The sequence below is a fragment of the Brucella sp. MAB-22 genome, from assembly GCF_025908475.1.
Classification (GTDB): Bacteria; Pseudomonadota; Alphaproteobacteria; order Rhizobiales; family Rhizobiaceae; genus Brucella; species Brucella anthropi.
In genome coordinates this window covers 335921-360387 of the sequence record NZ_CP109782.1, presented here as the reverse complement: position 1 = coordinate 360387, position 24467 = coordinate 335921, and the positions used below count along the sequence as shown (strand labels likewise).

Below are 24467 nucleotides of genomic sequence, written 5' to 3'. Positions count from 1 at the left end.
CAATCTATTGGCAGAACCAATCAAGCCAGCATTTCATAGTTTCCTTTGGTTTCAAATCCACTAAACACTTCAACTATAAAATGAGATTCGGCGTACTCAAATAATTGAGGTTTCCTAATTTAGGAAATCCTGAAAGACATTTATGCTGACCAAAGATTTTGACATTCGGGTCTATAGCAGCGCGGAACAGCTATCCAGCGACTGGCCAGATGCCGATGACAAAACCGGCAGCGCATTTTTTGTGTTCCAGACCAAATCTTTCGTAAGAGCATGGGACGCAACTTACGGGCGCAGACCCGGCACACAGCTATGTTTGACCGAGGTTCGCCAGCACGACGGCACCCCGCTTCTTTTTCTGCCGCTCTCAATCACACGTATTTACGGATCCCGTGTGCTGGGATTTATCGATGACGGTGTGAGCGACTACAACGTGCCTATCGTGTTTCCAGCTGCAGCGAAACTTTCTCCTGACACTACCGCACGCGTTCTCGAAGCTGTTGTCGCAGCGGTTCCCTCGCATGATGTGATTGCATTCTGCAAAATGCCGGAGCGAGTGGAAGGCTTCGCAAATCCACTGTGGCAACTGGCAAACAAGCTTTCTAACGCATCGACACATGCGATTTCTCTGATGCGCCCGATGGATGAGATAGAGCGATCCATACAGAGTATCAGCAATATCAAGAAGCGTGATCGCACGCTTCAGAAGATGGAAGGATGTCGGTTCTTTATAGCGCAAACCCAAGCGGAACGACGATCTGTTCTGCAGGTCATGCTACGCCAGAAACAGCGCCGTTTTGAAGAAACCATGGTCCCTGGCTTCGATGCGCATCCTGAAAAGCGCCGCTTCTTCGAAGAAGCAACCGAGCAGCTAGCTCAACACAATGGCCTGCATCTTTCAGCACTTGCCGTTGGGGAAACAATATTGGCCACCATGTGGAGCGTCGTTCGCAATGACCATTACTGTGCGATGATCACAACCTTCGAGGCCGGAACATGGAGCAAATTTTCACCCGGCAAAGTGATAATTCTACGCCTTTTGCACAGGCTGAAAGCAGATGGCTACGCCTGCTTCGATCTTGGCTTTGGCGACGAGGGGTGGAAAATCGGCTTGTGCGACTGGACAATACCCCTGCGCGACTATATTCGCCCCGCCACTCTTCGGGGACGCACCTCACTCATTCTTGCCCGTTCACTGGAATGGATACGTTCAACCTTGCTTTACAAAAAGCTGCGCCCGTTGAAATGGCGGGTGCTGCGCAAGTTTGGTTAGAAAGCCTACACAGTACGTTTCGGCATCCGCACCGTGAAAGTTGATCCTTCGCCCAATTGCGAGCGAACAACCAGACGACCGCGATGGCGTGCAAGGATATGTTTGACGATGGCAAGCCCAAGGCCCGTACCCTTTTGAGCCCGGCTTGTTTCGACGTCAATCCGATAGAAACGTTCCGTCAGGCGCGGCAAATGCTCCGCTGCAATGCCCGGACCAAAATCCTGAACTGATGCCACCACCTCAGCAGAACTGCCGCTATTGTCTTCGTCCAGTTTTACGATGACGCGCTTGCCTGCCTGCCCGTATTTGCAGGCATTTTCGACGAGGTTCTGAAATACCTGGATAAGCTCGTCACGCGCGCCAGTGACTGTAACGGGATGATCCGGCAGTTGACGCTCGATACTGATATCGAGACCGGCTGCCAAGGGCGTCAGTGTGTCGGCAACATGATTGAGGATGGATGTCATGTCCACACATTCATTGACCGCCAGATGTGCCCGCATTTCAAGACGAGACAAGGACAAAAGATCGTCGATCAGGCGCGACATGCGTTCGGCCTGTTTCTGCATGATATCCAGAAAGCGGTCGCGCGCAGCTGCGTCGTTTCGAGCTGGTCCCTGCAACGTCTCGATGAACCCGCGAAGCGAGGCGAGCGGCGTGCGCAGTTCGTGACTTGCATTCGCAATGAAGTCTGAACGCATACGATCAATGCGACGCGTTTCGCTCTGATCGCGGAACAGCAGGACGAAAAGTTCAGGCCTGCCATCCTTACCCGGCAAGGCCTTGACCATCGCCTTGAACCAGCGATCAATCGGGACGCGCTCAAAATATTCAATACTACGCGCTTCGCCGTCTGCAATCACGCCCTGAATGAGAGCATGCATTTCCGGCGCTCGAAACCGCAAGTAGAGCGCTGTGCCGGTTTCCAGCGACTGGAACGCCTCCAGAGCCGCAGAATTGTTGAATAGAACAGTTCCGCTATGATCGAAGACGACCATCGGATCGGTCAGAAGATCGGCCAGACGCTCGCCGGACACTCCCGCCATTTCGTTGGGTGCCGCTGTCTTCACCGGCTCTTCGTCTGGCTCGCTGCTCGCAACTTCGCTTGCGAGCCACACAGCGCCGAGTACAACAACGGCCAGGAGGCCAGCTCGAAACCAGAAGGGGAGATCAAGAGCCAGCACGCAGACCGCGAGAACCATGCTGGCAATCAAGACACCCTTGACCCGAAGAAGCGGTTCGAAAATCGACTTCTCCGCCTGTGGTTCTGGATCGGTGCGGTTGCCTGCCTCGCTCATGCTGCTTCCTTCTGCGGTTGGGGCATAGACTTTATCCGGAAATGCTCGAACGTCCTTTACGCGGCTTCCAAACAGCCCATATCATGCTTTGATATAAACGAAAGGGAATTGCCGTGGGTGACAGTTCGAAGACAGCTAACAAAAAGAAAGACAAAAAAGACGAAGCGAAGCCGACCGACAAGCCAATCAAGCTGAAAATTGACGGTGTAGCGCGTTCGTTTGACATAAATGATCCGAAACTACCGAAATGGATCGATGATAATGCGCTGCAGTCAGGTGGATATCCCTACCCATCCAAGATGAAGTCGGACGAATATGAAGAAACGCTGGAGCGGCTTCAGATCGAACTCGTCAAACTTCAATACTGGCTTCAGGATACTGGAGGCCGTGTTATCAGCGTTTTCGAAGGCCGCGACGCGGCTGGTAAAGGCGGGACAATCTTTACTATCCGTGAGTTCATGAACCCCAGAACCGCGCGGAACGTTGCTTTGCCGAAGCCCACCGAAACCGAACAGGGTCAATGGTATTTCCAGCGTTATGTCGCGCATTTTCCAACTGCCGGCGAGTTCGTTACGTTTGACCGATCATGGTACAACCGGGCTGGTGTGGAACGGGTGATGGGTTTTTGTACCCCGGCGCAGCTTGAAACCTTCCTGACTGAAACACCCGATTTCGAGCGCATGATCGTTACGGACGGTATTCATCTCTTCAAATTCTGGCTGGATATCGGTCAGGAAATGCAGCTCAAGCGCTTTCATGAACGTCGCCATAGTCCGCTCAAGAACTGGAAGTTCTCGCCGATGGATGTGGCGGGAATCTCCCGCTGGAATGATTACTCCGACGCGCTACACACCATGCTTGAACGGACCGATACAGGTTACGCACCCTGGACGATCATTCGGTCGAATGACAAGCGACGCGCCAGATTGGCTGCAATCCGGCGCATCCTTTTGACGCTGCCCTATGAAGGAAGAGACCTTCAGGCAATTGGAGCCGAGGATCAATCGATCATCGGACGCGGCTCTACATTCCTCACCTCGTCATCTGCGGAAATGTAGAACAGGCTCGGCTGGTGCGGTGTCTTTTCCCACAGATGAGGCACACGCATCAGCTGCCATAAGGCGCGCCACGCTGAGATTGAAATCAACACCCAGTATACCGGGATTGAGAACAGATAGGCATATCCTCCCAGCTCCGTTGGTTCCATTGTTCTTGCACCCAGAAGATAGAAGCTAAGATAGGCCAGCAGAATATTCGTTACATCAATCCCCAACAGCCAGACGCCATGGGTTGTCAAAGGCCCGAATAACATGCTGATCAGCAAGATCGCGAACATGGCCAACATGAGCGGATGCAGAAGCGCTGAACTGATTATACCTAGCGTGTAGATCTGATTGACGGAAAAACGGAACCAGCCAAGTTCACGCCATGTGTTGTGCGGCTGGCGTCCATGAACGAGCCATGTCTGCATCCAGCCCTTGAGCCAGCGTGTTCGCTGTTTACGCCAGATATCATAGTTCACGGGTGCGTCCTCAATCGTTCCGCGCGTGATGACGCCGATGTGATAACCGAACCGGGCGAGCCTCACCCCGAGATCGGCATCCTCCGTGACATTGTAGGCATCCCAGCCGCCAACTTCTTCCAGACAAGATCGCCGAAAATGATTGGAAGTACCTCCGAGAGGAATGACAAGACCCCGCGAAGCGAGCCACGGCAACAAACCGCGGAAAAGCGCTGCATATTCAAATGCGAACATTCGTGTCAGCAGGTTGTGGCGGAAGTTCCCGATAATCAGCGGTGCCTGCACACAGGCCAGCTTGTCGCCTTCAGCCTGAAAAGTCTGCCATGCTTCCAGCAGCTGGTCAGGGTGTGGACGGTCTTCAGCATCGAAGACCGCTACAATCTCGCCTCGCGCAAATTGCAATGCATAATTCAGCGCCTTCGGCTTCGTCTTGGGTCCGCCAGACGGCACGAGAACCAATTCGAAATTCAACGGCAGCCGTTCACGGCGTATTGCCGATACTGTATCGAAATCATCCTTCTCGCAAACAAGCTTGATATCGAGTTTGCTGGCGGGCCAATTCAGCCGTTTCAAGCTCGTAATAAGCTGACCGATCACTTCCTGCTCCCGATATAACGGGACCAGGACTGAATAGTTCGGTAAGTCACGCGGATTGCATTTCCTGATTTCGAGAAACTTCAACCGGCGTCCCGAAACAGCCGCGAACAAACGGATCATCACGCATCCGAAGAAGAATACCGACAACGCCACATGAAGCACCAGAAGCGTCATCGTCGGCCAGTTAAACACGCAGGCAAAGAACGCATAGATTGCCATGGCAATGATAAATGCCTGTGGCGTATCCAGAACGCGCGCTGCTGAAAACGACTGCGGCGTCATTTCATGAGCCCGCGCAATCAGATCCTTCTGATGTCGTTGCCGCATGATCTGTTTCAAAAGTGTCGGCGTACAGATCCGAATTCGGCTCTTCAATTGCGGTGTCGCAAGAATATGATCTCGAAGTTTTCGGATACGATTTTCGGACGGAGCAATGTAGAGATAACTACTTCCGTCTGCGCCGAGCACCATAACCTGTCCGACATCGATGAAAGCCGATGGCTTTTCCTCCCCCGATACGAAAATGCGCGACGGTAAAGCCTCGTTTGTGAATTCCAATCCCAGAAGATCAGCGATAGCTGCATAAATGGCCGATTCCGCAACATCTCCTCGCTGAATCAATTCCACACAAAAAGATGTTCCATGGTGAGTAGCCGTACTATACGCCCCCAACAACGCATCTCTAGACACGCCACATTGTTCCAATCTGGCTGATATGGCACTGCATATCTCCAGATCGAACGCAATCGATCCATTACTCATAGCACCCCCGCACTACTGAATACCTATATTTACTTATTTTATGCTTTAATAATTCAATTCTTTACTATTTTACCATTTACTTCATTAGGTATTTATTTCGGTAAAATTTGCAATCGGAAGGTAATATACTGAAAAGGAATTGCAACCTTTATTTTTATTGAACCTTCGTTGAATATTGCTCGTCACTCGATAACTCAGTTAACGCGAAATTATAGAGAAAAAGGCAAAAGCGGATCATGAAACGCTACCTTCCAAGACTGCTCGTCGCGTTGGCATTCACGTGTGGCGCCCATAGCGCCTGGGCCTCAGACGCACAGCCAGAGGCCCCATCTTTCATCAACCAGAAAGAACGCCTGCCGTTACCGTCCTTGCAGGCGCTCAATCGGTTGAGGTTCATCACAACCGTTGACTTTCCCCCGTTCAACATGCTTGGCGATCAGGGACAGCTTTCCGGCTACAATGTCGACCTAGCCAAAGCCCTTTGTCGTCAATTGGGTGTTGACGACGTCTGTCAGATTGAAGCTGTGCCGTGGAATGAGCTTGAGGAGCGACTGCTTAGCGGACAAGCAGAAGCCATCATAGCCGGATGGAAACCAACCGATGAAAATCGCGATCAATTCGCTTTCTCGCGGTCCTATATGCGATTGCCTGCGCGATTTGCGACGACCAATGCGGGTACATTTAATGACGATGCAGTTACGGCCACAAAAGGCAAAGGCGTTGGTGTGGTTGCAGGATCAGCCCACGAGCAACTGTTAAAAAGCTATTTTCCTCAGGCGATCGCCAAACCGTACCCTGATGCATCTCTCATGCTCGCTGATCTCAAGAGTGGCAAGGTCAGCGCTGTGTTCCACGACGGCATGTCACTTTCAATGTGGTTGAATAGTCCTGAAGGCCATACTTGCTGCAGCTTTACAGCCGGCGCTTACCTCGCACCGCAATATCTTGGCTCCGGTCTCAGCATTGCGGTCGCACAGAAGAACGCTCCCCTTGCCAGTGCCTTCAACAATGCTCTTCAGGCCTTGCAGCAGAAAGGCACGCTAACGGAGCTTTATCTGCGCTATTTCCCCAACAGCTTTTATTGAGCCTAACTCAAGACGGATGGAATCGATAAAACTGAGATGCCCTTTGCGTGCCATTTTGACGCAGAGAAGGGCCGTCACTAAACGAATTTTCAGATATTCTTGAAATTTCCGATATAACGATACTTACAGTAAAAAAGTAAAAATATTTCATATCAAATATATAGCTCAACAAAATCGCGTCCGAAGCGTGATAACTATACAATTTGCACCGCGAATTGCGCCGCTTATAGCAGAATAAGATCAATAAATACATGCATTTATTTTGACTTGAACAAATCACCCTCTCATCAATAATCAAGTTGAGGGAGAAGGAGGATTTATACAATGTTCGATGGCGTTCCTGCCCAATGGCACAAGACTCCGGAACAAACAAAGCGCTCGCCCAATGAGGCCGCCTATGTGTTTCTCGGCATCATGCTAGCAGCGCTCAGCGTACCAGCAACTTTTCTGGGCTGGGCAATCGTTCAGAGTATCGCATCGCTGTTTTAGAACATGCGCACCCTTTGGTTCGAGGGATATGTCGCAACGAAATGCGAGTACAGCCTGATAAGCATGAGCATTAACTGATGTAAAAAAGCCCCGCCTATCGGCGGGGCTTTTGTTTGAAGTTCGAAACGGGCTAGATATCTGTCTGCCCATTCGGGCCAGTCGTTTCATTCACATCTTCATCCTCTGGCCGCTTCGGCGGCTTGCGCGCTATCAGACTATAGAACATCGGAATGAAGAACGTTGCGATGAACGTTGCAGCCAACATACCGCCGATAACGCCCGTACCGATCGAGTGACGGCTTGCCGAACCGGCACCCGTACTGATCGCAAGCGGCACAACACCGAGAATGAAGGCCAGCGAGGTCATCACAATCGGGCGGAAGCGCAAGCGGGCCGCCGACGCTGCCGCCTCTATCGCGGACTTGCCTGTCTCTCGCTCGAGTACCGCGAATTCCACGATCAGAATCGCGTTCTTCGCCGCCAGACCTATGAGTGTCACCAGACCAATCTGGAAATACACGTCATTGGTCAACCCGCGCAGATCGGTCGCCAGCAGCGCACCGAAGATAGCAAACGGCACTGCGGTAATGACGGCGAGCGGCAGGCTCCAGCGCTCGTATTGCGCCGCAAGGATCAGGAACACCATGACGAGACCGAAGATCATCGCCTGCGTGCCTGTGCCGCTTGTGGTTACTTCCTGATAGGCCGAGCCCGTCCATGCAATCTGGTAGCCCTGCGGAAGAACCTCCGCAGCCACTTCCTGCATTGCCTTGATGGAATCGCCAGAGGTGAAACCTGGTGCCGGATTACCGGTGATCTTCGCTGCATTGAAGGCGTTGAAGCGTTCAAGCTGATCCGGGCCAACAATACGTTTGACAGTCACAAGAGCATCAAGCGGAATCATGCTGCCGGAATTGGCCCGCACGAAGACATGCTTGAGATCGCTTGGATCACGACGGAACTCAGCCTCCGACTGCAGGTTGACCTGATAGTTGCGGCCAAACAGCGTAAAGTCGTTGACATAGAGACTACCGAACGTTGCCTGCATTGCAGTGAATACAGAGTTGATCGGCACACCCATAGCCTTCGCCTTTTCGCGATCAAGCTGAATGTCATATTGCGGAACATTCGGATCGAACGTCGTGCGCACGCCCTGCAGTTCCGGTCGCTTGGCCGCAGCCTCGGTGATGAGTTTGGTTGCACGCGTCAGCGATTCGACACCACCGCCGGTACGATCCTGAACATAGAGTTCAAAGCCACCGGTCGTGCTGAGGCCCATGATCGGAGGCGGGTTGAATGCCAGCACAAGCCCGTCCTTGATGCCCGAATTCATGGCCATGATGGCACCGGGAAGATTGCGGGCATCGGTTTCAGGTGTCGTGCGTTCCTTCCAGTCCTTGAGCATGATGAACATCGTGCCCGCACTGGTTTTCAGACCGCCCGACAGAAGATCGAAGCCGGATACCGCGAAGACGCTTTCCACAGCCGGGCTTTTCCGGATATTCGCGCTCGCCTGATCAAGAACCGCCGTTGTGCGCTCCAACGAGGCCGCAGGAGGCAGGACAGCAACGCTGAACAGGTAGCCCTGATCTTCGTCAGGTAACAGCGATCCCGGAACCCGTTCAAAAAGATAGTATGTAGCACCAAGAAGGCCTGCAAAAATGATCAGACCGATTGCAGCGCGCTTCAAAAAGAAGCGAACGCCACGAGAGTAACCGTCCGTCACCCGCTCGAAGAAGCGGTTGAAGATGCGGAACGGCAGCATCGGCTCGTGATGACCCGGCTTGAGGATCAACGCGCAGAGCGCCGGTGTCAGTGTCAATGCCACAAGACCAGACAACGTCACCGAAATCGCGATAGTGACGGCGAACTGCTTGTACATTTCACCGACAAGACCGCCCATGAAGGCAACCGGAATGAACACGGCGCAAAGCACGAGAACAATCGCAACAACCGGCCCCGTCACTTCACCCATGGCCTTGATGGCGGCCTTGCGCGGCGACAGCTTATCGGTCGTCATGATACGTTCGACGTTTTCCAGAACCACGATAGCGTCGTCGACCACGATACCGATTGCCAGCACCAGACCGAACAGCGTCAGGAGGTTGATGGAGAAGCCGAGCACATACATGCCCGCAAAAGTGCCAATGATCGAGATCGGCACTGCGATGATTGGAATGAGCGTCGCGCGCCAGTTCTGCAGGAAGATGAACACCACCAGCACGACGAGAATGATCGCCTCGATGAAGGTGTGTATCACTTCCTCGATGGAGACCTTGATGAACTTCGTCGTATCGAACGGGATCGAGTAATCGATACCCGCCGGGAAGCTCGCCTTCAACTCGTTCATACGGTTCTGAATGAGTTCCATCGTGTTGAGCGCATTCGCGCCCGGCTGCAGATAGATTGCAATCGGAACTGCAGACGTACCATTAAGATTACTGTCGACGAGATAACTTTCCGTGCCTAGCTCGACGCGCGCAACGTCCTTCAGACGCAGCGTTGCGGCGTTAGAGCTGGAACGAAGGATAATGTTCTCGAATGCAGCGGCATCCGGCAGACGCCCCTGCGTGGTCGCCGTATAGGTGAACGGCCCGGCCTGCGGATCGGGCTGATCGCCGAAACGACCGGCTGCGAACTGTGCGTTCTGTTCCTGGATAGCCGTCGAGACATCGCTAGGGGTCAGATTATACTGCGCCAGCTTGTCTGGACGCAGCCAGATACGCATCGAATAGTCAATATTGCCGAGCAGCTGCACGTCGCCCACGCCCGACAGACGCTTGAGATCGTCGACCACGTTCAGCAGCGCGTAGTTACCGACGTAGGTGCGGTCATAACGATCGCTGTCGGAGAACATGGCGACCATGCCCAGAATCGTGGTGGAACGCTTGTCCACCGTGACGCCGAGACGCTGAACTTCCTGCGGAAGCGACGAGGTTGCACGCTGTACGCGGTTGTTGACGTTGATGGTGGCCTGATCGGGGTCGGTGCCCAGAGCGAAGGTCACGGTCAACTGCATCGTACCGCTACCAAGGCTCGAGGACTGCATATAGAGCATGTTCTCGACGCCATTGATCTGCTGTTCCAATGGCGCAGCAACAGTCTGCGCCACCGTTTCGGCACTTGCGCCGGGATAGGTTGCACTGACGACCACCTGTGGCGGCGTCAGTTCGGGGTACTGCGCAATCGGCAGGATCCGGATGCAGATCAGGCCAGCCAGCACGAGCACAATGGAAATGACCGCCGCGAAAACGGGGCGGTCGACGAAAAATCTATTCATTGCTTGTCTGCCGCCTGTTCTTTGCCAGCTTCAGCACCCGCCTTGTCAGGCGATGTCTGATTGCTTGCTTCAGTAGCTGCGTCGACCGGATTCACGGGCTTACCCGGGGCTGCCTTGACGAGACCTTCGCTTATAACCCGTTCGCCTGCATTGAGACCTTCGGAAACAAGCCACGCGTCACTCAGTTCACGCGACACCGTGATCGGTCGCACTTCGACAACATTGTCCTTGTTGACCACGTACACAAACTGCGTTTGCGGACCCTGGAGCAATGCGGCCTTCGGGATCGTGATTGCATCCTTGACCTGAATACCGAGGATCACCGCACGGACGAACTGACCAGGGATCAGGCGGCGATTAGGGTTCTCAACGACTGCACGGGCGCCAAGAGTGCCTGTTTCCGTATCGAGCGACGATGAGGTGAAGTCGATCGTACCTTCATGATCATAAGCCTGTCCGTCACCAAACAGGACCTTGATCTTGAGGCGATCGGCATCTTCACCCGTTGCACCGCGTTCTGCGCGCAAACGGTCGATTTCGGCAGCTTCCGTATCGGTGAAGGAGAAATTCACGTACACCGGATCGAGCTGGGTAATCGAAGTCAGAAGACTGGAGGATGCATCAGTACCGATGAGGCTGCCCTCATTGACCTGTTCCTGACTGGTAATGCCGCTGATGGGCGCGGTGACCTTGGTATAGCTCAGATTGAGTTCTGCGGTGCGAAGCTGTGCCTTGGCTGCAGCAACCGCCGCCTTGTTCAGGTCGCGCGTCGCAAAAGCGGAATCACGAACTGCCGTGCTCTGCACCTTCTGCTGGACGAGTTGTTCTGCGCGCTCGGCATCCCGAATGGATTGCTGATACTGCGCTTCGGCCTGCGCTACCTGAGCCTGAGCCTTTTCAAGCTCGGCCTCATACGGTGCAGGGTCTATTTCGAACAACACGTCGCCCGCTTTGACTTCCGTACCTTCGATGAAATTGCGGTGAAGCAATATTCCGCCCACGCGCGCTCGGACCTGAACATCGCGATAGGCGCTGATACGCGCCGCATATTCATAGGTAACAGGTACATCATGCGGCTTGACCACCGTAACGGATACCTGTGGCGGAGGCGGTGTAGCCCCCCCGGGTGCCTGCGCCAGAACGGGTTGCCCCGCAAAGACAAGAAATGCGGCCCCTGCCGCAAAAAGCCGAATGGAACGGTTCAAAGTCATGATGGGAGTGCCCTTGCTGTCGCGCGGTGCTGCCAATTTAACATACACGAGTGTTTGTAAATACGGACTACCGTGTTATAGTCAATCACCTAATATTACAGATCACGAATGAGTTATCCAGATTCAGTGGCAAACTGGGCCACTAGCCTGCATCTACCTGAGAGAAGTCATGCGAAGAACGAAAGCCGAGGCAGCCGAGACCCGGGAAGCCATTCTGGTGGCCGCCGAGCAGGTTTTCCTCGAACGTGGTGTCAACCAATCTACACTGATGGAAATCGCATGTCATGCCGGAGTAACGCGTGGTGCGATTTATTTCCACTTCCACGACAAGCTTGAAATCGCGCGCACAATCATAGGTAATGTCCGCTTCCCGCAAGAAGAAATCATGTTGCAGGCAGCGGCCGTTAATCACCCCAATCCAATGCATGTTCTGGAACAATCGATTATCCAGGCGCTGCATCTTTTTTCGAACGATGTACGCCAGCAGAACATTTTCATTATCATCAACCAGCGATGCGAATTCGTCGGCGAGATGGCCCCACTGGAAGACAGACTCAGGGAAGCGCGATCTAATGTCCTCTCATTGCTCGCAGGATTGCTCGACGTGGCGGCAAGACGCGGGGAGCTTTCAAAGGAATGGACTGCTGATACGGCAGCACTGATCCTGCTTTCCATGTTGAGCGGGCTCCTCAATGAATGGTTGCGCGGCGACCGAAACTACGATCTCGTCACCTATGGCGGCAAGGCAATCTCGATACTCATTCGATCTCTGCGAAATCAGGAATTCGAAGCTCATCAGACGCAAGATTACACATAATTGCGATATGCCCCACCCATTGGACCTGCTATTTTCTCCCGTGGTTTCTTTCAACCTATTGTGATTGCTGAACTTAAAAATTGGGGAAGACGCTCGACTCCTTTATAATTTACGCTTACGTCAATGTAACTCTTGCGAAGAGAGTAAAACTCGACCACATTTATGGTGAGGAGGCTGTCCGGGCGGGCAGCTTGGGAGACGGCGGGCGCACAGGCTGCCCAACTTAGGACGGAGCAATCCGGGGAGAAGACATGGCGAAAAAAACGACTGGGCAAAGTGCATCCGTAGTTGAATCCGTCGCAGCAGATACAGCCAAGAAAGGCGCGTTGAAGCAGGAAAAAATCTGGCTCAAATCGTATCCGGTCGGCGTTCCGCACGAAATCGATCTGAGCAATACCTCGTCTATTGGCGATATGATTCTGGCGTCCTGTCGGCAGTTCCCCGACAATCCCGCCTTTACCTGCATGGGTAAGGATCTCTCTTTCAAGAAGCTGGACGAATACTCTCGCGCCCTCGCAGCATTTCTCCAATCGCGTGGCCTCGTCAAAGGTGATCGCGTCGCAGTGATGATGCCAAACATCCTGCATTATCCAATTGCGTTTACGGCTATTCTCCGCGCCGGTTTCGTGGTGGTGAACGTCAATCCGCTTTATACGCCGCGCGAGCTGGAACACCAGCTGAACGACTCCGGCGCCAAAGCATTGATTGTTCTGGAGAACTTCGCATCGACGGTGGAGAAGACCCTTAACTCCGTCAATGTTCCCAATATCATTGTCGCTTCAATGGGCGACATGCATGGCTTCAAGGGCCACATCATCAATTTCGTCGTGCGCCGCGTGAAGAAAATGGTCCCTGTGTGGAACATCCCGGGGCATATCCGTTTCAAGGATGCATTGGCTCAAGGCCGTGCCCAATCCTTCAACCCCATTCCGGTTCAAGGTTCTGACCTTGCTTTCCTGCAATATACAGGCGGTACGACGGGCGTCTCGAAAGGCGCCATGCTCACCCATAGCAATATTCTTGCGAATGTGGAGCAGATGCATGTCTGGATGGAGGTTGCTTTCCGCAACAAAGGCAAGCCCAAGGCCCTGAATTTCGTATGCGCCCTGCCGCTTTACCATATTTTCGCGCTCACCGTGAATGCGATGATCGGCATCAAGCTTGGTGCACGAAATATCCTCATTCCCAATCCACGCGATATTTCCGGCTTTGTCAAAGAGCTGAAGAAATACCCGTTCCATATCTTCCCGGGCCTCAACACCTTGTTCAACGGCCTCATGAACAACCCTGATTTCCAGACGCTGGATTTCAAACCTCTTATTCTCACTCTCGGCGGCGGAATGGCTGTGCAACGTCCTGTTGCCGAACGCTGGCAGAAAATGACTGGTTGCCACGTCACTGAAGGGTATGGCCTTTCGGAGACCTCGCCCGTCGCATGCGCCAACGCGCTTGATGCGACCGAGTTCTCCGGCACTATCGGCCTGCCCATGCCATCGACTGATGTGGCAATCCGTGACGATGACGGAAATGACCTGGCACTCGGAGAGGTCGGGGAAATCTGCGTGCGCGGACCACAGGTGATGTCGGGTTATTGGGAACGTCCCGATGAAACCAAACGCGCGATCATGCCGGATGGTTTCTTCCGCACGGGCGACATGGGTTTCATGGACGAACGCGGTTACACCAAGATCGTCGACCGCAAGAAGGACATGATCCTGGTTTCCGGCTTCAATGTCTATCCAAACGAAATTGAAGAAGTTGCCGCCGGTCATCCCGGCATCGTGGAAACGGCAGCCGTTGGCATACCGAACGAACATTCGGGCGAAGTCGTCAAATTGTTCGTTGTCCGTAGCGACCTCAACCTGACCGAAGACGAAGTCAAAGCCTATTGTGCCGAACGTCTCACCAACTACAAGCGTCCGCGCGAAGTCGAGTTCCGCGAAAGCCTGCCAAAGAGCAATGTCGGCAAGATTTTGCGTCGCGAACTTCGCGACTGAGAACGTTGAAGTTTACAAACAAATACGGCCGGACATTTCGTCCGGCCGTATTTGTTTCAGACTGAATCATGCAGAGGGCGGCACCAGAGGCTGAACGATCTTCTGGAAAGGTGTCAGCGCTTCGCATCGAGCTGCCAGACCAGCCAATGCCGGATATTTCTGCTCATTAAAGAGGCTTGGATGCGCCTCGCGCAGAAAGCGAAGCGCACAAGCCGCCGCGATATCGGCATGTCCGATATCATCTCCAAACCAGTATGATGATTTCCGTTCCGCAAGATCACTTTCCAGAACATCCAGCACCCGCGCGATCTGTGTCTCGCAGCGTTCCACCCAAACGCTTGATTTTTCGCTTCGCAGCAAACCTTCATAGAGAAGGCTCACGGCCTTATCGGCAAGACCGGTAGAAAGCGCGCATATCTTCAAAGCCTGACGGCGCTCGATACCTTTTTGCGCCACCAACGGAGGCTTGCCGACTGCGATCTCATCGAGATAATCGAGTATAGCCGCGCTTTCGATCACGACGTCGCCATCGTCGAGGACAAGCGTCGGCACGCGGCTCAGCGGATTGAACTCCGCAATCCTGTCACGGTCACCGAATGTCGACCACGGTTCATGCTCGAATGGCAGGCCGTAAAGCCGCATGGCGATAGCGACACGCCGCACAAAAGGGGAATCATACTGGCCGATCAGGATCATGGACATAGCTCGGGAACGTTGAACGTTCCGTCATGCTACTCCACACCGATCACACCGCAAGAGCATTGAAGATGAATTGTCATGATGCTTCCATTCAACGAATTGAATGGAAGCCAGCACTCATCACTTCAATAATTCAGGCAATCCAGCAACGCTATCCAGCACCACATCGGCATGAGGCTCCAGCGCCTCACGAGGAGAGTTGCCCGATAGAACACCGACCGCAAGCCCTGCCCCGGCAGCATGGGCTGTTTCCAAATCATGCAGATTGTCGCCGACCATGGCGATCTCGTGGGGTGCCAATCCCAGCTTTTCTGCAAAATAGAGCAGCGGGTCGGGATAAGGTTTTGGGCGCGCCGCCGTGTTGTAGCCAATCACGACTTCGAAGAGCCCGTGGATACCCAGAGCTTTGGCGGTAGCGTGGGCACCAGCCTCGGAATCGTTGGTGGCGATACCAAGGCGAAGCCCCATCTCCCGCAGCGTTTCCAGCGTTTCGCGAACGGCTTCGATCGCAACCGCCGAACGCGCACCTTCGGTGACGCAGTAAGCGTCATATTCTTCGACCAGTTTGCGCACCTGCTCTGATGCGACGTCTGGATGCCAAAGCGAAACGATATCTTCGACTGTACCGGCAGCGATGACCGAATTGGCCCGGAAACGCTCGGTCAGCCAGTCATAACCTCCCGCATCGAGCAACGCGCGAGCCCGCACCTCGTCGCCTTTTGCTGCACGCTGCGCCAGTTGCCACGAGATTGAAAACCAGGTGCGGTCGAAATCGATCAGGGTGCCGTCCTTGTCGAACAGGACGGCACGGATTGATTTCATACGCTCTGCGGAAAGCTTGTCGCTCATGCTTCCAGCGCACCGGCACGCTTCTTGACGGTTGAAGGCTGTGCTCCAAGCAGCTTGAGAAGATCATCCCCACGACGCACATAACGCAGCGAACGACGGGTCAGGATGCGCCCGTCCTGCGGTGCTGTCAGCGTGATGTCGCCCTCCGGTTCACCCGGCTTCGTAACCACTGTAACCAGCTTCGTTCCCGCCTTTACTTCATCGCCCGGCGCTACATGAAAGAGCACCATACCGCCTTCCGGCGCGCGCAACATCTCAACATGTGAGAGCGGCGTGACAAGACCCTTATATTCCGTCTCTAGCTTCACATTGTCGTCGCGAACAACGCCCCGATGCACGAGGAATTTGTACAGACCTTCGGCATCGCCTTTGCCCATATCGGCATAAACATCGCTCAAGCCACGGAATTCAACCGTTGTAACAGCCCGGCGCTTCATGTTGCGCTTGTCCGCCGGCAATTGCAGGACAGGATGGGCGCAGGCTTCTTCAAAAGCTGCGTCGGCTGTCGTGTCCCATGCGAGGATTGCCGTCGAATTGAGCGCGATGGCCAGATCCTTCATGTCCTCGGCAAATTCTTCCGCGATGTAGACGTAATTTTCGCTCTCGTCGTCGCAATGCAGGTCGAGCACGATGTCGTTCGGCAGGGCCAGCTTCAAAAGCGTCGCCTTCAGGCGCTGAGCCAGTGAGATCGGCGCATCCGGCTCCGGCAGTTCAGAGGTGTCAAAATCCGGCAGTAGCGGGAAAGCGCGATTGAAATTGGTCAGCGAAAACGTCTCGAAACGACCGAGATGCTGATGTGCCAGCCACTGATTGGAGCCGATCGGGTTGGCTTGCGGAACAATGGTGATATTGCCAAGAATGCGCCCTTCCTCAGTCGCTTTCTTCAACATCGGAACCAGGAAATGAAGAGCCGCCTGCCCCGGAAGTTCGGCACCGTGAAGCGAAGATTGCAAATAGGCGGAAGGCGCATCGCTGTCCTTGCCTGCAAAGCGCAGCACGCGCAACTCGATGGCATTTCCCGGTACATCGCCGGCAAATTTTACGATCTCGGTTTTCATTTCATTTCCCATTTATTTCTCATGAAGAGAGCCGGGTTACAAACCCGGCTCTCCTTTATTTCTAGCTGTGCAGAGAATGCCGTCAAGCTTTCCTTCGCGCATGCAGATGCGCGACAAGCCCTTGTGTGGAAGCGTCGCGACCGTCGCTGCTCTCCTCACCCGAAACCACCGGCAGAAGTTCGGTGGCAAGTTCCTTGCCAAGCTCCACGCCCCATTGATCGAAAGCATTGATGCCGAAAATCTGTGCTTCGACGAACACGCGGTGTTCATACAGCGCTACCAGACGTCCGAGAGCAAACGGATCAAGCTTGTCATGAACCAGCGTCAACGACGGGCGATTGCCTGAGAAAACGCGATGCGGAGCAATGCGTTCAACTTCGCTCTCCGGCAGGTTCTTCGCCTTCAACTGCGCTCGCGCTTCATCAAGGGTACGCCCCTTCATCAAGGCCTCGGACTGTGCAAGGCAATTCGCCAGCAACATTTCATGTTGATGGTCGAGGTGCTTTTCATGGCCCTTTGCTGCAACGATGAACTCGAGCGGAATGGTGTCGGTGCCCTGATGCAGAAGCTGGAAGAAAGCGTGCTGGCCGTTCGTGCCAGGTTCACCCCAAACAACCGGGCCTGTCGGACCGGAAACCGGCTTGCCATCGACCGTGACGCTCTTGCCATTCGACTCCATGTCCAGCTGCTGCAGATAGGCTGGAAGACGGGCGAGACGCTGGTCGTATGGAATGATCGCACGGCTGCCATAACCACAGATCGCACGATGCCAGTAACCGATGAGACCCAGCCAGACGGCTAAGTTCTTTTCCAGCGGCGCATCTCGGAAATGCACATCCATTGAATGCGCACCTGCCAGAAACTTGCGGAAATCCTCCGGTCCAATCGCAATCATCACAGGCAGGCCGATGGCCGACCATACGGAATAACGTCCACCGACCCAGTCCCAGAAACCAAAGACCCGGTCTTCAGCAATGCCGAAGGCAGCAACCTTGTCCAATGCGGTTGAGACAGCCGCGAAATGGGCGCCCACAGCCGCTTCTCCAAGTGCATCTGCTACCCATTTACGCGCGGTCTGCGCGTTGGTCATTGTTTCGATGGTCGTGAACGTCTTGGAAGCGATGATGACAAGCGTCGTCGCAGGATCGAGAATGCCAAGCGTATCCGCAATATGAGCGCCGTCGATATTGGAGACGAAATGCGCACGCGGGCCATCATGATATGGGGAAAGAGCCAGAGTTGCCATGACCGGTCCGAGGTCGGACCCGCCAATGCCAATATTGACGATATCGGTGATCTTCTTTCCGGTCGCTCCCTTGATCGCGCCCGACCGAATGCCATCCGCAAATGCCGCCATACGGTCGAGCACTTCCTTTACATCCGGCAGCACATTGTGTCCGTCAACAAGCACTTCCTTCGAGGACGTGTCGCGCAGCGCGACATGGAGAACGGCACGGTCCTCCGTGTTGTTGATGTGCTCACCCGCAAACATCGCCGCACGACGACCTTCGACATCGGCAGCAATAGCGAGTTCCTTGAGGAGCCCGATCGTCTCGTCATTGACCCGGCATTTTGACCAGTCGAACAGAAGGTCATCCAGGGATAGCGAATACCGCTCGAACCGGCCCGGGTCTGATTTGAACGCCGCGCGCATATCGTGCGGGGCCGAATCTGCCCAGTGCTTTTTAAGCTTTGCGACCGTTGCTTCAAGCTTCGTCGCGTCTCTTGCCATGATGCTACTCCCGAATCAAATCGATTTAATTGCGGACATTAAGCGTTTTAGAGAGGATTTGCGGCAAATAAATTACCGAACTTCCAATTTGGACAGAGTGTCATATACACCATATTGATCAATTTAGGGTGATCCACCTCGGAGTGAAGCATGGACCTGACCGGAGAAGAGCGGATTGCGGCACCACGCCAAGCAGTCTGGGATGCGTTGAACGACATTGAAACGCTGAAATCCTGCATTCCCGGTTGCGAAGATATCGAGCGCATTTCGGAAACAGAGATACGTGCCGCCCTCAAAGTGAGTTTCGGAATCCTGAAAGTCCGCTTTCACGGCATTCTGGAATTGTCGAATATGAAACCGCCTGTCTCCTATACGATTTCCGGCCACGGGGAAGGCTCCATAGCAGGGTTTGCTCACGGTGCGACCGATGTGCGTCTGGACGAAGACGGTACCGACACGATTTTATCCTACGCCATACGTGGCGATGCCGGTGGCAAGGTGGCACAGATCGGCACGAAATTGCTCGGCTCAGTCGCACGAAAAATCGCAGACCGCTTCTTTGCCAATATCGCAGAAGCGGCGTCGAACGCCGCCGCAAAAACGACCTGATCCAGCTTCACTCTTATAAAGCTGCAACGGTGTTCCTTAACAATCCGGTATTCGATAATTCGCAATACTTCTTGAAAGCCCGCTGGCATGAAACCCAGAGACGTCGCGACCTATATTTTCCTTGCCGTAGCATGGGGACTTTCGTTCCTTGTGGTGCTGCGCGTGGTCGAAGCCTTTGGCTGGGCCGGTGCGGTTGCCTTCCGCTCTTTCATTGCCGCCGGAACACTTTTTGCAATCGCGAAACTCTCCGGACGCAATCTTGATTTTCAGGCGGGCTGGAAACCCTTCGCCGTGGTTGGTGCAACCACCGTTGCGGGCCAGCTTATTGGCCTTTCCTACGGAACGCCGCTGATTGGCACCGCTATGGCCGCGATCTGCGTCGCATCCATTCCGCTTTTCTCGATGGTTATCAGCCAGCTCTGGGGTCTCGAACGCATCACGGCGCGCGGCCTCATCGGCCTGCTCCTCGGCGTAACCGGCATTGTGCTTCTGGTCGGCTTCCCGGCTGTTGCGGTTACGCCTGAATTTATCATGGGCTGTATTGCTGTGCTTTTCTCCTGCTTCTCGGCAGCATTCGGCAGCAACTATGCAAGCCGTCGTCTTTCTACCACCGGCTCATGGGAAACCACCATCGGCGCATTCGTGTTTGGCGGCATATTAAGTTTGCCACTGATCTTGGCCGTTCCTGTGCCAGCCATGCCGGGGATGATTGATTTTGTATATCTGCTGATCTCGGCATGTGTGATGAGTGCGCTTACCTATGTGCTTTACTTCAAACTGGTTGGAAATGTCGGCCCGACCAAAGCCATCAGCGTTGAATTCGTCGTGACTGTCATCGCGGTTCTCGTCGGTGCGGTGTTCCTCAAAGAACAGCTTTCCTTGATCCAGTTTGTCGGCGCTGCTGTCATCATCAGTGGCTGTGCTCTGGTGCTAAGCTCACGCCCGGCACTACCCAAAGAATCCCAAACTTTCCCTACCTCGGAAGCGACACCGGACGGCCTCAAGTCCGATCCGCTTTGATTTCACACTCTGATCAACTGTCAAAGGCCCGCGCTTCCAAAGCCGGGCCTTTCTCTATTTCTAGTGCCTAACTCTCATAAATTGACCAGATGATAAAAAATTTGACCTTCCGTAAAAATCTGTCATCCTGTCATTAACGGGCATCACGCGACGGCAAAGATCGCAGCCCGGAACAACGTTTAAGGTGCGCAAAGGGAACCCGCGCCTGAACAAGCAAAAATGGGAGATGCGATCGATGAGATCAGCAGACAATTCGCCTATTGATGCAGTCGATAATCCGGGACATACGAACGGGCCTGATATTCACGGCTCGCGGCTTGAGAAGGCCGACTATGCGCATGTTTTTGATGATCTGCATCCGCCGCTGAACAAGCATGAAGCCCTCGTTGAATCCGACCGCTGCTATTATTGCTATGACGCACCTTGCATGAATGCATGTCCTACCAGCATCGATATTCCGCGTTTCATTCGCCAGATTAACACCGGCAATGCCATCGGTGCAGCCAAGACCATTCTCTCAGAAAATATTCTGGGCGGCATGTGCGCCCGCGTTTGCCCGACAGAAACGCTCTGCGAAGAAGTGTGTGTTCGCGAAACCTCCGAAGGCAAACCGGTCAAGATCGGTGAATTGCAGCGCTATGCCACAGATGTTCTGATGGAAACCGGCAATCATCCATTCAAGCGCGCACCCGATACTGGCAAGCACATCGCAATCGTTGGCGCGGGCCCGGCAGGTATCTCCGCAGCACATCGCCTTGCGATGTATGGGCATCAGGTGACGATTTTTGAAGCGCGACCCAAGGGCGGCGGTCTTAATGAATATGGTATTGCCGCCTATAAGACGGTCAATAATTTCGCCCAGCGCGAACTGGAATTCGTGCTGAAAATCGGCGCGATCAATATCGAATATAACCAGACGCTCGGTCAGGACATCACCATTGAAACGCTGAAGGCTGGCTATGATGCAGTTTTCCTCGGCATGGGCATGCCAGGCGTCAACGATCTGGCGCTTGTCGGCGAAGATGCGCCCAACGTGATCGATGCGGTGGATTACATCGCCAATCTGCGTCAGGCAAAAGACCTCTCATCCCTCCCCGTTGGCCGCAATGTGGTAGTGATCGGCGGCGGCATGACGGCGGTAGACGTTGCGATCCAGACCAAGAAGCTTGGCGCTGAAAACGTGACAATCGTTTATCGTCGCGGTCAGGAAAGCATGAATGCCAGCGCCTATGAGCAGGAACTGGCACAGATTCATGGCGTGGTGATCCGTCACTGGTTGCAACCGCATGCCCTTGAGCGGAACGAAGACGGCACGGTCAATGCCGTGGTCTTTGAATATACCAATGCCGATAGCGGCAAACTTTCCGGCACCGGCGAATATCTCATTCTTGAAGCCGATCAGGTGTTCAAGGCTATCGGCCAGAAGTTTGAACCAGAGCCAATTGCCGGGTCTGGCATCGGACTTTCCAAAGGGCGCATCAGCGTCGATGAAGATCGTCGCACATCCGTTGAGGGCATATGGGCAGGAGGCGACTGCGTTGCAGGTGGTCAGGATCTGACCGTTGCATCGGTGGAAGACGGCAAGGTTGCAGCAGAATCCATCCATGCGACGCTGACAAAACGTCCCGAAGCGATTGAAGGTTTTGCCGATGCGGTGTTGTCGGGCGGCGCACTTCATGCGCCCTCCCCGTCTGCTTCGCGTGACCGCAGTGTGCCATTGGGCCAGGAACAGGGCTGAGGAGAGTAAAAATGGCTGATCTTTCAACGAACTTCCTCGGCATCAAGTCTCCAAACCCGTTCTGGCTGGCTTCGGCCCCACCGACGGACAAAGCTTACAATGTCGAACGGGCTTTCAAGGCTGGCTGGGGTGGCGTGGTCTGGAAAACGCTGGGGGCTGAAGGCCCGCCGGTCGTAAACGTCAATGGTCCGCGCTATGGCGCTATCCATGGTGCTGACCGGCGCCTGCTGGGTCTCAACAATATCGAGCTGATCACCGACCGGCCACTGGAAGTGAACCTGCGCGAAATGAAAGAAGTGAAAATGCGCTGGCCCGACCGCGCATTGATCGCTTCGATCATGGTGCCATGCGAAGAAGAAGCGTGGAAAGCAATCCTGCCCCTGGTGGAAGAAACCGGTGCCGACGGCATCGAGCTGAACTTTGGCTGTCCGCACGGCATGAGCGAACGCGGCATGGGTGCGGCTGTCGGTCAGGTGCCGGAATATGTCGGGATGGTCGTGAAATGGTGCAAGCAATATAGCCGTATGCCGGTGATCACCAAGCTGACGCCGAACATCACCGATATTCGCAAGCCAGCGCGTGGCGCGAAAGAAAACGGCACCGATGCGGTATCGCTGATCAACACGATCAATTCGATTGTTTCGGTTGATTTGGACAGCATGTCGCCGGTGCCATCCATTGACGGTCGCGGCAGCCATGGCGGCTATTGCGGACCAGCGGTCAAGCCGATTGCACTGAACATGGTGGCGGAAATTGCACGCGATCCTGAAACCTATGGCCTGCCGATTTCAGGCATTGGCGGCATCACCACTTGGCGCGATGCAGCCGAATTTATCGCGCTCGGCTGCGGCACGGTTCAGGTCTGTACCGCTGCTATGACCTATGGCTTCAAGGTCGTTGAAGAAATGATCGACGGTCTTTCCGACTGGATGGATAGTAAAGGCTATCAGACGCTGGACGATTTCCGCGGCATGGCTGTGGGGCATGTCAGCGACTGGCAGTATCTCAACCTCAATTATGTCACCAAGGCACGGATCGATCAGGATTCCTGCATCAAGTGCGGCCGTTGCCATATTGCCTGCGAAGATACTTCGCATCAGGCGATTACCAGTCTCGTGAACGGTGCGCGGCACTTTGAGGTGATCGATGAGGAATGCGTTGGCTGCAATCTTTGCGTCAATGTCTGCCCGGTCGAGGATTGCATTACCATGGAGCAGATCGGTGATTTCGATCCGCGCACCAAGGCACCGATCCCGGCGCAATATGCCAACTGGACGACTCATCCGAACAATCCGATGGCGGTGAAAGAGGCTGCGGAATAAAACAAAACGCCGGGCAAAAGCCCGGCGTTTTCATTTTGATATTTGGTTTTTAGCTGCTGACGCGCATACCCTTTTCCGGCTCGAACACATGGCTCGTTGCTGGGGCAACCGCAATGGTCAGCACATCGCCGGGACGCACCGTCAGGCGCTCGCGGAACAGACAGGTAACCGGCTGATCGCCGAGCTTACCCATAACCATGATTTCCGAACCGGTCGGCTCAACGATTTCGACTGTGACCGGCACGCCGTTATCAGCAATCTTCATGTGCTCAGGGCGCATACCATAAACGGCCTTGCCCGAAAGACCTGCATAATCGCCTTCCGGAAGCGGCAGACGGAAGCCGCCATCAGCCACAAACGAACCTTCTTCGATCTTGCCGTTGACGAAGTTCATGGATGGCGAACCAATGAAGCCCGCGACAAACATATTGGCCGGACGATCATAAAGATCGAGCGGCGCACCGATCTGCTCCACCAGACCATCGCGCATGACAACGATCTTGTCCGCCATGGTCATGGCTTCGATCTGATCGTGGGTCACGTAAATCGTGGTGGTCTTGAGACGCTGATGCAGGCCCTTGATCTCGCCGCGCATCTGCACGCGCAGCTTGGCGTCAAGGTTGGAGAGCGGCTCGTCGAACAGGAAGACCTGCGGATCGCGAACAATCGCACGGCCCATGGCCACACGCTGGCGCTGACCGCCGGAAAGCTGGCGCGGAAAGCGGTCGAGCAGCTTGTTGAGGCCGAGGATTTCTGCTGCACGACTGACACGGCTGTCGCGCTCTTCCTTCGGCGCGTTTTTCAGCATGAGCGCGAAGCCCATATTGTCGGCCACCGTCATATGCGGATAGAGCGCATAGTTCTGGAACACCATGGCGATATCGCGTTCCTTGGCGCGCAGATCATTGACCACACGCGGACCAATGGCGATTTCGCCGTCACTGATTTCCTCAAGCCCTGCGATCATGCGCAGAAGCGTGGATTTTCCGCAGCCCGACGGGCCGACCAACACGACAAATTCGCCGTCCTGAATATCCACGGACACGCCGTGCAACACGCCGACATTGCCATATTTCTTGATTGCATTTCGGATGGATACAGATGCCATCTTG

General features: G+C 54.3%; 19 protein-coding genes. 10 read left to right on the top strand and 9 right to left on the bottom strand.

From position 1 onward, the window contains the following. Window positions 1–142 precede the first annotated feature (142 nt). A complete protein-coding gene (locus OHI65_RS11195) occupies window positions 143–1270 on the top strand; it encodes a GNAT family N-acetyltransferase (RefSeq protein ID WP_264358861.1) in 1128 nt (375 codons plus the stop codon). A gap of 5 nt (window positions 1271–1275) precedes the next feature. Here the strand turns inward: OHI65_RS11195 and OHI65_RS11190 are convergent, their stop codons facing one another. After that, the gene (locus OHI65_RS11190) at window positions 1276–2568 is read right to left on the bottom strand and encodes an ATP-binding protein (RefSeq protein ID WP_040129932.1); all 1293 of its coding nucleotides are present in this window, start codon (window positions 2566–2568) and stop codon (window positions 1276–1278) included. A 113-nt stretch (window positions 2569–2681) separates the two neighbouring features. Between OHI65_RS11190 and ppk2 the strand changes: the two genes are divergently transcribed. Then, the gene (ppk2, locus tag OHI65_RS11185) at window positions 2682–3626 is read left to right on the top strand and encodes a polyphosphate kinase 2 (protein ID WP_094514776.1); all 945 of its coding nucleotides are present in this window, start codon (window positions 2682–2684) and stop codon (window positions 3624–3626) included. Here the strand turns inward: ppk2 and OHI65_RS11180 are convergent. Further along, window positions 3569–5449, bottom strand: a complete 1881-nt coding sequence (locus OHI65_RS11180; RefSeq protein ID WP_181834076.1) for a glycosyltransferase family 2 protein — start codon at window positions 5447–5449, stop codon at window positions 3569–3571. The genes ppk2 and OHI65_RS11180 overlap by 58 nt on opposite strands. Before the next feature lie 236 nt (window positions 5450–5685). On the opposite strand from OHI65_RS11180, the gene OHI65_RS11175 reads away from it, so the two are divergent. Both OHI65_RS11175 and OHI65_RS11170 read left to right on the top strand, forming a co-directional pair. Continuing rightward, the gene (locus OHI65_RS11175) at window positions 5686–6534 is read left to right on the top strand and encodes a transporter substrate-binding domain-containing protein (protein ID WP_264358860.1); all 849 of its coding nucleotides are present in this window, start codon (window positions 5686–5688) and stop codon (window positions 6532–6534) included. Between the two features lie 324 nt (window positions 6535–6858). Next, window positions 6859–7023 (top strand): hypothetical protein, encoded by a 165-nt coding sequence (locus OHI65_RS11170; RefSeq protein ID WP_006466025.1) that lies wholly within the window; start codon window positions 6859–6861, stop codon window positions 7021–7023. Window positions 7024–7153: 130 nt separating this feature from the next. On the opposite strand, the gene bepE is transcribed toward OHI65_RS11170, so the two are convergent. After that, a complete protein-coding gene (gene bepE / locus OHI65_RS11165; RefSeq protein ID WP_010658199.1) occupies window positions 7154–10303 on the bottom strand; it encodes a multidrug efflux RND transporter permease subunit BepE in 3150 nt (1049 codons plus the stop codon). Continuing rightward, window positions 10300–11514, bottom strand: a complete 1215-nt coding sequence (locus OHI65_RS11160; RefSeq protein ID WP_010658198.1) for an efflux RND transporter periplasmic adaptor subunit — start codon at window positions 11512–11514, stop codon at window positions 10300–10302. Before OHI65_RS11160 ends, bepE begins: the two co-directional genes overlap by 4 nt. A 169-nt stretch (window positions 11515–11683) precedes the next feature. Here OHI65_RS11160 and OHI65_RS11155 point away from each other — a divergent pair, with 169 nt between their 5' ends. After that, entirely contained in the window at window positions 11684–12331 is a 648-nt protein-coding gene (locus OHI65_RS11155) for a TetR family transcriptional regulator (RefSeq protein WP_010658197.1), read from the top strand. A gap of 251 nt (window positions 12332–12582) precedes the next feature. Further along, window positions 12583–14328, top strand: a complete 1746-nt coding sequence (locus tag OHI65_RS11150) for a long-chain fatty acid--CoA ligase (protein ID WP_010658196.1) — start codon at window positions 12583–12585, stop codon at window positions 14326–14328. Window positions 14329–14394: 66 nt separating this feature from the next. Here the strand turns inward: OHI65_RS11150 and OHI65_RS11145 are convergent, their stop codons facing one another. From OHI65_RS11145 to pgi, 4 genes are all read right to left on the bottom strand, one after another. After that, window positions 14395–15024, bottom strand: coding sequence for a glutathione S-transferase family protein (locus OHI65_RS11145; protein ID WP_264358859.1), 630 nt, complete (start codon window positions 15022–15024; stop codon window positions 14395–14397). A 123-nt stretch (window positions 15025–15147) separates the two neighbouring features. Continuing rightward, window positions 15148–15876, bottom strand: a complete 729-nt coding sequence (locus tag OHI65_RS11140; protein ID WP_010658194.1) for an HAD family hydrolase — start codon at window positions 15874–15876, stop codon at window positions 15148–15150. Then, window positions 15873–16934 (bottom strand): succinylglutamate desuccinylase/aspartoacylase family protein, encoded by a 1062-nt coding sequence (locus tag OHI65_RS11135; protein ID WP_264358858.1) that lies wholly within the window; start codon window positions 16932–16934, stop codon window positions 15873–15875. Before OHI65_RS11135 ends, OHI65_RS11140 begins: the two co-directional genes overlap by 4 nt. Window positions 16935–17016: 82 nt before the next feature. Further along, entirely contained in the window at window positions 17017–18666 is a 1650-nt protein-coding gene (gene pgi, locus OHI65_RS11130; protein WP_029925762.1) for a glucose-6-phosphate isomerase, read from the bottom strand. Window positions 18667–18816: 150 nt separating this feature from the next. On the opposite strand from pgi, the gene OHI65_RS11125 reads away from it, so the two are divergent. From OHI65_RS11125 to preA, 4 genes are all read left to right on the top strand, one after another. Continuing rightward, window positions 18817–19275 (top strand): SRPBCC family protein, encoded by a 459-nt coding sequence (locus OHI65_RS11125; RefSeq protein ID WP_010658191.1) that lies wholly within the window; start codon window positions 18817–18819, stop codon window positions 19273–19275. Window positions 19276–19362: 87 nt separating this feature from the next. After that, a complete protein-coding gene (locus OHI65_RS11120) occupies window positions 19363–20295 on the top strand; it encodes a DMT family transporter (RefSeq protein WP_264358857.1) in 933 nt (310 codons plus the stop codon). Window positions 20296–20521: 226 nt separating this feature from the next. Then, on the top strand, window positions 20522–22033 hold the full coding sequence (locus OHI65_RS11115) for an NAD(P)-dependent oxidoreductase (RefSeq protein ID WP_029375879.1): 1512 nt from the start codon (window positions 20522–20524) through the stop codon (window positions 22031–22033). Window positions 22034–22044: 11 nt separating this feature from the next. Continuing rightward, entirely contained in the window at window positions 22045–23355 is a 1311-nt protein-coding gene (gene preA / locus OHI65_RS11110) for an NAD-dependent dihydropyrimidine dehydrogenase subunit PreA (RefSeq protein ID WP_010658188.1), read from the top strand. Window positions 23356–23404: 49 nt separating this feature from the next. On the opposite strand, the gene OHI65_RS11105 is transcribed toward preA, so the two are convergent. Further along, window positions 23405–24463, bottom strand: a complete 1059-nt coding sequence (locus OHI65_RS11105; protein ID WP_264358856.1) for an ABC transporter ATP-binding protein — start codon at window positions 24461–24463, stop codon at window positions 23405–23407. Window positions 24464–24467 lie beyond the last annotated feature (4 nt).